This is a genomic window from Nocardia sp. JMUB6875, assembly GCF_041154655.1.
Classification (GTDB): Bacteria; Actinomycetota; Actinomycetes; order Mycobacteriales; family Mycobacteriaceae; genus Nocardia.
The window spans coordinates 1-11245 of sequence record NZ_BAAFGR010000212.1 but is presented as its reverse complement, the minus strand read 5'-3'; the positions used below and the strand labels follow the sequence as shown (position 1 = coordinate 11245).

Annotated in this window: 12 protein-coding genes; 3 read left to right on the top strand and 9 right to left on the bottom strand. The window is 65.5% G+C overall.

Annotation, left to right across the window (positions count from 1 at the left end; genetic code table 11):
• The 5 genes from ACAM49_RS34970 to ACAM49_RS34950 all read right to left on the bottom strand — a co-directional run.
• Nucleotides 1-439, bottom strand: a 439-nt coding sequence (locus ACAM49_RS34970) for a bifunctional 4-hydroxy-2-oxoglutarate aldolase/2-dehydro-3-deoxy-phosphogluconate aldolase (protein ID WP_369639820.1), incomplete at its 3' end; no start/stop codon positions are given.
• 97 nt (nucleotides 440-536) lie between these two features.
• On the bottom strand, nucleotides 537-1517 hold the full coding sequence (locus ACAM49_RS34965) for an SMP-30/gluconolactonase/LRE family protein (RefSeq protein ID WP_369639819.1): 981 nt from the start codon (nucleotides 1515-1517) through the stop codon (nucleotides 537-539).
• Between the two features lie 18 nt (nucleotides 1518-1535).
• Nucleotides 1536-2603, bottom strand: coding sequence for an ABC transporter permease (locus tag ACAM49_RS34960; RefSeq protein ID WP_369639818.1), 1068 nt, complete (start codon nucleotides 2601-2603; stop codon nucleotides 1536-1538).
• 23 nt (nucleotides 2604-2626) lie between these two features.
• Entirely contained in the window at nucleotides 2627-4138 is a 1512-nt protein-coding gene (locus ACAM49_RS34955) for a sugar ABC transporter ATP-binding protein (RefSeq protein ID WP_369639817.1), read from the bottom strand.
• A complete protein-coding gene (locus ACAM49_RS34950; RefSeq protein WP_369639816.1) occupies nucleotides 4129-5178 on the bottom strand; it encodes a substrate-binding domain-containing protein in 1050 nt (349 codons plus the stop codon). The genes ACAM49_RS34955 and ACAM49_RS34950 overlap by 10 nt, the downstream gene beginning before the upstream one ends.
• Nucleotides 5179-5334: 156 nt before the next feature.
• Between ACAM49_RS34950 and ACAM49_RS34945 the strand changes: the two genes are divergently transcribed.
• On the top strand, nucleotides 5335-6570 hold the full coding sequence (locus ACAM49_RS34945; RefSeq protein ID WP_369639815.1) for an ROK family protein: 1236 nt from the start codon (nucleotides 5335-5337) through the stop codon (nucleotides 6568-6570).
• Between the two features lie 4 nt (nucleotides 6571-6574).
• Here ACAM49_RS34945 and ACAM49_RS34940 read toward each other — a convergent pair whose 3' ends face one another.
• From ACAM49_RS34940 to ACAM49_RS34925, 4 genes are read right to left on the bottom strand one after another with little or no spacing between them, the layout of a single operon-like run.
• Nucleotides 6575-7072 carry a hypothetical protein gene (locus tag ACAM49_RS34940; RefSeq protein ID WP_369639814.1) on the bottom strand — a complete coding sequence of 166 codons (498 nt, stop codon included), beginning with the start codon at nucleotides 7070-7072 and terminating at the stop codon, nucleotides 6575-6577.
• A 22-nt stretch (nucleotides 7073-7094) separates the two neighbouring features.
• Complete coding sequence (locus ACAM49_RS34935; RefSeq protein ID WP_369639813.1) at nucleotides 7095-8297, bottom strand: hypothetical protein; 1203 nt, start codon at nucleotides 8295-8297, stop codon at nucleotides 7095-7097.
• Complete coding sequence (locus tag ACAM49_RS34930) at nucleotides 8294-8599, bottom strand: type VII secretion target (RefSeq protein ID WP_369639812.1); 306 nt, start codon at nucleotides 8597-8599, stop codon at nucleotides 8294-8296. Before ACAM49_RS34930 ends, ACAM49_RS34935 begins: the two co-directional genes overlap by 4 nt.
• 13 nt (nucleotides 8600-8612) lie before the next feature.
• Entirely contained in the window at nucleotides 8613-8939 is a 327-nt protein-coding gene (locus ACAM49_RS34925; RefSeq protein ID WP_369639811.1) for a YbaB/EbfC family nucleoid-associated protein, read from the bottom strand.
• A gap of 190 nt (nucleotides 8940-9129) precedes the next feature.
• On the opposite strand from ACAM49_RS34925, the gene ACAM49_RS34920 reads away from it, so the two are divergent.
• Together ACAM49_RS34920 and ACAM49_RS34915 are read left to right on the top strand one after the other, a co-directional pair.
• Nucleotides 9130-9837, top strand: coding sequence for a tetratricopeptide repeat protein (locus ACAM49_RS34920; protein WP_369639810.1), 708 nt, complete (start codon nucleotides 9130-9132; stop codon nucleotides 9835-9837).
• Nucleotides 9838-9886: 49 nt separating this feature from the next.
• The coding region (locus tag ACAM49_RS34915) for a DUF4246 domain-containing protein (RefSeq protein ID WP_369639809.1) at nucleotides 9887-11245 on the top strand (1359 nt) is incomplete at its 3' end.

Sequence of the window (11245 nt, the reverse complement as noted above, 5' to 3'; positions counted from 1 at the left end):
CCAGCGCCCTGGCCCCCGCCTCCAGGTACGCGCGGGCTTCCTCCAGCCCGACGCCACCCGTGGGCACCAACGGAATATCCGACAGCGGCGCACGAACCGCCTTGATGTACTCCGGCCCTCCGACCGCCGCCGGAAACACCTTCACCATGCTGCTGCCCGCGGTCCACGCCCGATGAATCTCGGTAGGCGTCAACGCCCCCGAGATAACCGGCACCCCGAGCCGCCTCCCCTCGGCAATCACCTCGTCGATGACCGCAGGCGTGATCAGATACGCGGCCCCCGCCTCCACAGCGAGCGCGGCATCCTTCGCACTCAACACGGTCCCGGCCCCGACCGAATGCGCGAACCCGGCACACTCCCGTATGGCATCCAGCGCTCCGGCGGAATTGAGCGTGAATTCCACGGCGGTTATGCCGCATTCGTGCAGAACTCTGGCCACCTCAGGAAACCTGTCCGCGGTCGGCGCACGCAGGATGGCGATAACGGGAACATCGAGATTCAGCGAGTCAGTCGACCGCTGGGAGTCCTCAGCCGATTTATCGGACATCAGTGATCACCACCTTCTCGTCGGCGAACAGCGTCGCGGGCAGCCCGACCACCCCTGGCACACAGGCGAACAAGCGGCCCGCATTCGGTTCGCTAGCCGCCTCCCGCTCAGCGGCACTCGTGATCACCAGAACATCGAGATTCGGCCCGGCGAACGTGCAACTCGACACCTGAGAGGGCCCGACCTCGATCGTGGCGTAGACCTCCCCCGACGGCTCGAATGCCCGGACTTGCCCCGCACCCCACACCGCCACCCACACCCGCCCCTCGGAATCCACGGTCAACCCATCGGGCTCGCCATCCTCGAAATGAGCGAAGGGCCTTCCAGCACCGAAGGTTCCGGTTTCCAGGTCGTAGTCGAACGCATCGACGCGATGTGTCGGGCTGTCGGCGTAATAGAGCGTGCGACCATCTGGACTCCACCCGAGCCCATTGGAAATGGTGACGCCCGTACGCAGGGTGGTCAGTGTGCTGTCCGGATCGAGGCGGAAGAGCTCAGCGCTGCCGACCCCGTCCGTCGTCTCAGCCATCGTGCCCGCCAGCAACCGCCCACCCGGATCCACCTTGGCGTCATTGAAGCGCCGGGACACGCCGTCGTCCGGCAGCGGCACGGTCGCGAGGGCGACGAGATCGGCGCCGCTGCCGTTGCCGCCAGGGCCGTCGATACGGAAGATGCTGTCCCCCAGGGTCGCCAGAAGTCGACCCGAGGCGCACGGGAGGACCGCGCTGACCGGTGGGGTGAGGCTGATCGTGCCGCGGTGTAGGAGGTCGGGGGTGCCGTGGGTGAGGGTTGCGGGATCGGTTCGATCGAAGGAGCCGCCGGTCGCCGGGGTGGCGGTCAGGGTGGCGCGGTGGATTTGGCCGGCGCGGATGTCTACCCAGAGGAGTTCTCGAGTGAGGGGGTTCCAGACTGGGCCTTCGCTTAGTTGGCCGGGCGGCGGGGCGCAGACGTGTGCCTTGAGAGTTCGCATGGGGGCTCCGGGCGGCGGTTAGGTGGGGAGGCCTACGGCGCGTTCACCGCTGCGGCGTTGCTGGATGACTACGGCGGCTACGAGGAGGGAGCCCTGGGCCACGTTCTGCCAGAAAGTGTTTACGCCGACCACGTTCAGGCCGTTGTCGAGGGCGCCGAGGAGGATTACCGCGAGGAGGGTGCCTCCTACGGTGCCCTTGCCGCCTTTGAGGGCGCAACCGCCCAAGGCCGCGGCGGTGATCGCCTTGAGTTCGAGGCCTTCGCTGCCGGAGACGGGCTGGCCGGAGCCGGTGCGGGCGGTGAGGATGATGCCCGCGATGGCGGCGACCACGCCTGCCAGCATGTAGACGGCGATCAGGTATTTGTTGATGTTGATGCCGGAAAGCCGTGCGGCCGTGTCGTTTCCGCCGATGGCGTAGATATTGCGGCCGATGTCGGTGTATTTCAGCAGGACATGGACGCCCAGGGCGACCAGAGCGAGGACGACCACGGGCACCGGGAGTCCGATGATCTTGCCGCGCGCCAGGAAGATGAATACGTCATTGTCGAGGACGAAGCCTTGCGCCTTGCCGCCCGAAATCAACTGGGCCAGGCCCTTGTACGCGGCCAGGGTCGCCAGCGTCGCGATCACGGGATTGACCCGGCCGTAGACGATGATCACGCCGTTCACCAGGCCCAGCACCACCCCGACGCCGATCGCGGCGAGAATGCCGACGAAGGCGTTCCCCGAGGCCGAGGTGAACGCCATGGCGCTGATCACCGAGGCGACCCCGGCCTGCGAGCCGACCGAGATGTCCAGCGCGCCACAGATGATCACCACGGTCTGCACGACGGCGAGCAGGCCGAAAACGGTTACCGCGTCACCGATTCCGGCGATATTGCGCGGGTCGAGATACCCGTCGTTGAGCCAGGCGAAGATGGCGACGATCACCACCAGCGCGCCGATCAGGCTGAGATTGCCGGTGCCGATGGCCCGGATCACCTTGCGCGGAGTGAGCGCGGTCAGGCCGCCCAGGTAGCGGGCGAATACCGGAGGCGGAGCGGAAACCGCTGCCTCCGTGGTCAGTTCGACTCGTTGGTCGGTCATGAGATTCCTCAATGAGTCAGCGCCTAGGCGCGCTGCGCGGTCAGGTCGTCGGCCATGGCCAGGGCGAGGATCGCCTCCTCGCTGGCGTCGGCGCGGTCCAGTTCGCCGGTGACGCGGCCCTGCTGCATGACGACGATGCGATCGGCCAGGCCGAGGACTTCGGGCAGTTCCGAGGAGATCACCAGCACCGCCACCCCGGACTCGGCCAATTCCTCGATGACGTGGTAGATCTCGATCTTCGCGCCGACATCGACGCCGCGCGTCGGCTCGTCGAGGATGAGCACCGTCGGCTTGCGGGCCAGCCAGCGCGCCAGCACCACCTTCTGCTGATTGCCGCCGGAGAGCTTGCGCACCTCCTGCTCGATGGAAGGCGTTCGCACCCGCAGGGATTCGACGTATTGCAGCGCCAGCTTGCGTTCCGCGCCGCGGCGCACGAACCGCCAGCGCCGCAGCCGATCCAGCATGGCGAGCGAGATATTGTCGCGCACACCGCGATGCAGCAGCAGCGCCTGCGCCTTGCGCTCCTCGGGCGCGTAACCCATTCCGGCGCGCACCGCGTCGCGCGGCTGGCGCAGCCGCACCCGCTTGCCGTCGACCCGGACCTCGCCGGAGCGGATCGGCAGGTCGCCCGCGAGCGCGCCCGCCAGTTCGGAGCGGCCCGCGCCGACCAGTCCGGCCAGCGCCACCACCTCGCCCGCGTGCACGCGCAGACTCACGTCACGAACATCGTCGGTCGTGACGTGGTCCACTTCGAGCAGTACTCGCCCGAGCTCGGAATGCTTGCGCGCGAACACCGTCGAGAGATCGCGGCCGACCATCATACGGACGATCTCCTGATCGTCGGTGTCGGCGGTGTCGCGCACGCCGACCAGCGCGCCGTCGCGCAGCACGGCGACGCGGTCGGCCAGCTGGAAGATCTCGCGCATGCGGTGGGACACGTAGATCACCGCGAGTCCGCGATCGCGCAGCCGCCCGATCAACGCGAACAGCGATTCGGTCTCATGATCCGAGAGCGACGAGGTCGGCTCGTCGAACGCGATGACCTTGGCGTCGGTGGTCAGCGCCCGCATGATCTCCACCAGCTGCCGTTGTGCCGCAGTCAGTTTGGAACCGAGCGTGTCCGGATCCAGATCCCGGTCGAAGCCGAGCCGGACCAGATCCGCGCGCACCCGCTCCCGCAGCGCCGCCCGATCCAGCATGCGGCCCGCCCGGCGCGGCAGCGCGCCGAGGTACACGTTCTCGGCCACCGACACGTGCGGCACGATTTCCGGTTCTTGCCCGATCACCCGGATCCCCGCCGCCCGCGCATCCGCCGGGCTGGCGAATTCCAGTGCCGCACCGTCGAGTTCGATGCGACCGCCATCGGGCCGATGGTCACCGCCGAGGATCTTGATGAGCGTGGATTTCCCCGCGCCGTTCTCCCCCATCAGCGCGGTCACCATTCCGGCGGGGAAGTCCAGGCTCACTTCGCGCAGCGCGGGCACGCCCGCGAAACCCTTGGTGAGCCCGGAGACCCGCAGTCCCGTCAACTGCACGTGACGCCCGCCTGCTGCCAGTTGCTCGCGTCGACCATCTTGGTCGGGGCGAATGCCTCGGCGGGCATGGACTTTCCGTTCTTCAGGAAGTCGTACATGGTCTGCACGGCCAGCGCGCCGACGTCCTTGCCATTGATGAACAGCGCCGCCTTGAAGCCGGTCGGCTTGCCGCCGCGCCATTCCTTGCAGGCCAGGTACGCGCCGAGGCCGACGCCTAGCACATTGTCGGCCGCGTAGCCGGCGTTCTGGATGGCCGCGACACCGCCGCTGACGTTCTCGTCATTGCAGCCCATGACGATCCAGTTCTTCACCGACCGATTGCCCGCGACCGTGGCCGAGATCTTGTTCTGCGCATCCGACGGCGTGTTGTCGGTGCCGACCTCGATCACCTTCACGTCCGCGCCCGAAGCCTCCTTGAACGCCTTCTGATTCGCCTTCACCCGGTCGGTGCATACCGTGACGTCCTGCTTCCAGGCGTCGACGATGGCGGTCTCCTCCGGCTTCCAGCCCAGCTTCTTGAAGTCCTGCCCGGCGCGGGTGCCGACCTCGGTTCCCATTTGGGTGCCGCTGAATCCGACGCGCGGGACCAGATTGTCCTTGGCGCACGAGGACGGGTCCGGGCCGTTGGTGCAGACCTGGTCATCGGAGGTGAGCAGGGCCAGGCCGCCCGATTTCGCCAGCGTCGCCACCTGTGGGCCGACCGAGGGATCCGGGACGACCACGATGACGCCATTGGCCTTCTGGTTAACCGCGTTCTGCACCTCGGTGACCGCCTTGTTGGCGTCATTGCCGAGGTTGACCACCTTCAGGTCGACGCCGAGTTCCTTGGCCTTGGCCTTGGCGCCGTCGGCCTCACCGATGAAGTACTCCTGATCGCCCTGCTTCTGGGCGTAGACGAGGCTGACCGTGCCCGATTCATGCTGTGGGCCAGCATTGTTCGAGCCGGAATCCTTGCCCGACGAGCAGGCCGTCGCGGCCAGCGCGACAGCGGCTCCGCATATCAGCGCGCTGGTCCATCGGCGTCGGTGGGTCCAGGACATGAGCACTCCTAGGTGATCTGCCACACAGTAGGCATTCGGTAGTGATGCCGGTTACAGTAGGACTTCTTATAACTGTTGTAAATACTGTTGGCAGAAGTCATCTCGCGGAGCGCTCCGGTATCTTCGCGGCAACGGATGGAAGGAGTGGGCGGGGCCGTGTACCAGCTGACCGCGCGGGATATCAGGCGCCGCAACAGATTCTGCGTGCTGCAGGCGGTGTACGCGGCGGCTGGTCATACCAGTCGCCAGGAGATTGCCACAGCCACCGGGCTGTCGTTCGCGACGGTCGGCAACATGATCGCCGAGCTACTCGAGGTGGGTGTGCTCGCCGAACTCGGCTACGAGGCGGCCGGGATCGGGCGGCCGCGCGCCCAGCTCGCCATCAATCCCGAGCGTGGGCGGCTGATCGGCGTCGATATCGCCGAAACCAGCATCCACGTGGATGTTTTCGATCTGGCGATGACGGTGCTGCGGTCCAGCGAGATCCCGGTCGATCCCGCCGCGACCACGCCCGGCGACATCGTGGAACTCATCGTGCGCGGCATCGACGAGGTGATCGCGGGCGATGCCGAGAAGGTGCTGGGCATCGGCCTGAGCGTGCCCGGCCTGGTCGAGCCCGAGACCGGCAAATCGGTCTTCTCCCCGTATTGGCACTGGCACGACGTACCGCTGAAGGCCTTGCTCGAACAACGCCTCCCCCACCCGCTCTATCTGGACAATCCGCTGAAAGCCAGTACGGCGGCCCAACTCTGGTTCGGCGCGGGCCGCGACGTCGACGACCTGATCGTCGTCACCCTCCGCGCGGGCGTCGGCATCGGCGTCGTCATCGACGGCATGCTCTACCGCGGCGTCACCAACAGCGCAGGCGAATGGGGCCACACCAACCTCGTCCTGGACGGCCGCCCCTGCTCCTGCGGCCGCAACGGCTGCGTAGAGGCCTACGTCAGCGCCCCCGGCATCACCGCCACCCTCCGCGAATTCGACCCCACCAGCACACTTCTGGCAGACGACGACACCACCACCATCGCCGCCATCGCCACCGCCGCCGCCCGAGGCGACGAGGTGGCCACCGCCGTAATCGAAAAAACCGGCCACTACCTAGGCGTAGCCATAGCCAACCTGGTCAACCTCTTCAACCCCCGCCGCATGGTCTTCGGCGACCACGTAGCCCGCCAACTAGGCACTCCCCTCCTCGATTCCACCCGCCGCTCCGCCTCCCACCACGCCATGTCCGCCCCCTTCTCCGCCGTAACCCTCGAACTCGACACCCTCCCCCACAACCCCTCCAGCCTAGGCGCCGCCACCTTCGCCCTCGAAGGCTTCCTAGCCCACCGAGAAACCTTCACCTCCGTCTCCACCCGCCGAGCCCGCCGCACCGACACCCCCGCCTGAGGCGCTACTGCTGCGGCACGATCCAGCCCTTGGCGTCAACGGAGAGAACGGAATCCTTCGTCAATACGCCGTCGCCGAACTGAAGCGTGCTCGTCACGTTGGGCCATGGAACCGACTGAACGGGTTTGCCGTCCTTGACGAAAAGATAGAACTGAGTCGGCCTGTAGCCTTCCCCGTCGGACTCCGGCAGGTTCTTGAAACAGCTTGCCGTTCCCGCGTTCCTGTTCAGCTTCGCCATCGTGACATTCACACGGACCTGCACCATGCGGTCCCAATCGTCGGACCACCCCGCCGCCCGCGTGATGTCAACCGCCTGGAAGGTGCCGCTGCGCTTCGACGCCTTCTCGATTTCATCATTCAGGCGTGCGTTCGATCCCAGCACCTCAGCCTTCGCGCTGATGTCGAAGGTCGACGTACACACCGGCACCGCGACGTTGTGCCGCACTGCGCCCGAACAACCACTGAGCATTGCTATCGCCGCAACAGCGATGGAAGTCGCCATGAGGAACGACCGCATAGTCGGGCTAGTGCCCCGGCAGGGGAACGTACGTACCCGGAAGCAGTCCGGTGTCTTGTTCCGGAATTCCATTCGGTCCACCGCTCCATCCAATTTGAGGGTCGGCACCCTTCGCGCCGCCGATGACAATCGCCCTCCCCTGGTTGATTGCATCCTTGACCTTGTCCTTCAGCTCGTCGGTGGAAGCACCCTGATTCTGGTCGGCGATCTGCCGACCCAGATTATTGTTGAACAGGTCCATCGCTTCCCGGTGAGACGGCTGGCCGGGCGCACCCTCGTGGGCGGTGGCGTAGGTCTTCGCGAAGTCCTCACCGAAACGCTGACTCATCAGCGCATTCCAATATGTGTGCCGGAACGCGTCACCCTGGCCGTCATTGACGGAGTCGGGGAACAGCTCTACTGCGGTGTCCGCTGCTTGGTTCTTGATGTTGTAGAAGTCTTTCAGACCCCCGTAGCCTTCCTTGGCGAAGAGGGTGGCCAGCGTCGCCGCCTCGGTCTTGGTCATCGGCGTCGCCTTGAACGACGGATCGAAAATGAGGATGGCCTCGAGCACCGTACCGCTGGGCCAGACGACCATCTCCTGATCGTCGACCTGGTTGTTCAACAGGATATCGGCGAGCGTCTGGTCCGTCGGAATATTGGCCATGGCCAATTTCACGGTGTCGGACAGATCTTCCAGCACTCCGGCGACTTCGTTCGTCGACGCGTCCGCGACCCGAATCGCGGCCAGCGCTTCCCGGAACTTGGTCCCGATCGCGAGAATCTCGAGCTCCTTCGCCGCAACCGCCGAAATGGGGTCCCACCAATGCGATTTCGCGGTCTCCCAGTTGGATTTGCGCGACTTGACCTCGCCCTGGTCCGTATAGAACAGATCCCACTTCGATTTCTCGGTGGCGACCACCGCAACCTTGAGCTTCGCGATCTCGATCTCGAACGTCTCTACGACCGGGGAGATCTTGTCCGCCAGTTTCTTATAGAGATCGGCCGTCTTGTGCCCGTCCTTCTTGTCCGCGTCGCCCTGTTCACGCGCCTTGGTGCCGCCTTCACCGATGAAGTACTCGTCCGATCTCGCGATCTCGTTTGCGGCCGAATCCATTTCGGTCTCGATCTCCCCGCCGATCGTCTCCAGGATCTTGGCCACGCTTCGGAGATGGCTGAGGTTCCAGCCGAGCAGCACGGGAACGGTCAGTTTCGATCCCTCATCGCTCATTTCGGCATCTGCTCCGCATTGCTCTTGTCCATCGCCTCGGCGAGATTGGCGGCGGCATCGGTTTTGTCGGCCAGCTGCGTGAGCCGGGCCGCATGATATTTGGTGAGCACCTTGTCCAGCGTCTTCAGCGTCTCCTCGACGGCCACCGCGTAATCCGAATGCAGCATGCCGGTACCGTCAATGGCGCGCGCGGCATCGCGGCTGGTTCCCGCCACGGGAGTTTTCCCCGAGATAGCGGTGGCCCGATCTCGGACGTGGCCCGCGAGCTTGCGCATCTTCTCGGGATCGAATGCGACCGTCATCTGTGCTCGGCCCTCACATCGAGAAGGTGATCGAGGTCGACCGCGGTTCGTCGTCCCACTCGGGAGCAGCGGGTGCAGTTGGTCTGGGAGAAGTGATCGCCTCGTACGCCTGCCGAGCGGAGATCTCTACCTCTTCACTCGCCTTGCGATGCAGCGCCGCGATCACCCGCGCAAGATCCGCCGGATCCGCGCTCATGGCGTGGGGCGCGATCCGAATATCGGTGATCATCTTGTACGCGTCGACTTCGACGAATACGGTCCCACCATTGGACTTTGCCCGCCCCCGGACCCGCGAGATCGCTTCATCGATCCGCTCAGCCCGATCCGCGTCCTCGACCATCCCGCCCCCGAATCCTCGTCACCTCAACCCGATACGGATCACCGACCCGAACCAGCACAACCAAATCGACGGCACCAGCGTAGCCGAACTCCGATACTCGGCCTGACCCGCACACGAGCACCGATTTATGTCGGTGGCCCCCAATAGAATTGCGGTAGTTCCAGGGTTTGTTCGAGGGGGGAGCGCGGAGATGAGACGTACAGGGCGTGAAGCGGCCGGGGCGCAGTCCGACCGGGATGTCGGGTGGGTTTGCGAACAACGCGGAGATCTCGAGGGCGCCGAGCGCTCGTACCGCCGGGCAGCGGAATCGGGCCATGTCGGCGCGATGGTCGACCTCGGCGCCGTGCTTGATCTCCGCGGTGCCGTAGAAGAGGCCGCACGCTGGTTCCGCAAGGCGGCGGCCACCGGCTCCAGCGCCGCCGAAACCAATCTCGGCCACCTGGCCCGGAACCGCGGCGATCTCGTTGCGGCACAGGAGCACTACCGCAAGGCAGCCGCGGCGGGCAATGCCGGGGCCATGAACGAACTGGCCATTGCATGCGAGGACCGGAAGGCATTCGACGAAGCCGAACGCTGGTACCGCGCCGCGATCGCGGCGGGCAGCGCGCACGCGCTGCTCAATCTGGGTCTCCTCCTCGAGGACCGCGATCCCGCCGAGGCCGAACGTTTGTTCACCCGCGCGGTGGCGACCGGACGATCGGAGGCGAAGGCGAAGTCCGCACTGGCCCGCATGCTGGCCAAGCGCGGGGACCTCGCCGAGGCCCGTCAATTGTGGCTGCGGGCAGCCGAACTCGGCAATCCCGCGGCAATGCTACGCCTGGCAGAACTCGCCCATGACAACGGTGACCACACCGAATTCCTGTCCTGGATCCGCAAGTTGGACGAAGCAACCAGCTGACCTCAGACGAACAATCCGCGAACTACCGCCTGCGAAGGAATGACTGAACTTGACTGCTTTTCCACTGCCATTTCTTGCCGCTCATCGGGTGCCGGTTGCGCCGGTACGGACGTTGCGGGAGCTGGAGATGATGCGGCTCAGTGCTGAGATTCGGGCTAAGCCGCGGTGGTTCGAGAAGATGCGGGATGGGGAGATTGTCGCGAGGTGGGCTCGGGAGGCCAGCGAGCAGGGGCTGACCGAGGGGCAGATTCGGTATGTGATGGCGGAATTGGAGTATTACGCCTCGCTGCGGGATGGGGGGACGGGGATCGAGGTGTCGGGTGTAGATGGGGTGTGGCAGTCGGACAGCTTGGTCGAGGAGGAGTTGAGAGGTCGGCTGCGGGAGGCGGTTCGGGTGTTGGAGGAGGTGCCAGAGGAAGAGCGGGATTGGCATCCTGGGTCGGAGGGGCGGGTGTTGGATTTGGTGCATCCGTCGCTGTTCTGCCTTGTGCGCGGGGTCAGCGGGATCGATGACTCGACGTGGCCCAAGGCCGGCAAAGAGGATGCGCGGTATGCGCTTTCGGAGAAGTTCCAGTGGCTGCCCACCGATGTCGAGGTCGACGCAGACGGCAATGCCGCATTCCGCTCTTACGTGAACAACGTTCACCCAGAGACCCACCGCGAGCTGGAAGCCGTTCTGCCGCTGCTGTTCACCCGCGTGCTTCCGCTGTTCGAGAAGGTGCTCACCGATCTGCGCCATCCGCGTCCGTTGCGAATCACGGCCGATCCCTACTCCTGGTACGTGGACGAGCCGCAGGAGCCCACCGATGAGGACGGTGATGAGGATGAAGAAGCGGCCGAGGAGGCGTACGAGGAAGCGCTCGACGAGTGGTGGGAGAATCGCCGGCCGGTGGTCCCCGACGCCCCCGCCTTCACGCCGCCGCCCGGGCCGGATGACTCCAGCCGGGTCGACCTCCGCGGCCGATCTCTGCAGGTGATCGTCAAACTGGCCAACATCCATCTCACCCCCGATATCCCCGAATATCCGGGCGGCAGCTGGCATGTCGAGGGGATGATGAACGAGCGCATCGTGTCCACCGCGATCTACTACTGGGACAGCGACAACATCACCGACAGCCAATTGAGCTTCCGCGCGGCCATCGACGATCCCGATTACGAGCAGAACGACAGCACCGGGATGCGGGACGTCTACGGCATCTCAGACGAGGATCCGTTGAACCAGGTACTGGGTTCGGTCCGAACCTCCGAAGACCGCTGCCTCGCCTTCCCGAACATCCTCCAGCACCGCGTCTCCCCCTTCCGCCTGGCCGACCCGACGCGCCCAGGCCATCGAAAGATCCTGGCCTTCTTCCTGATCGACCCGTCGGCGAGAATCCCTTCCACCTCCGACATCCCACCCCAGCAGCCC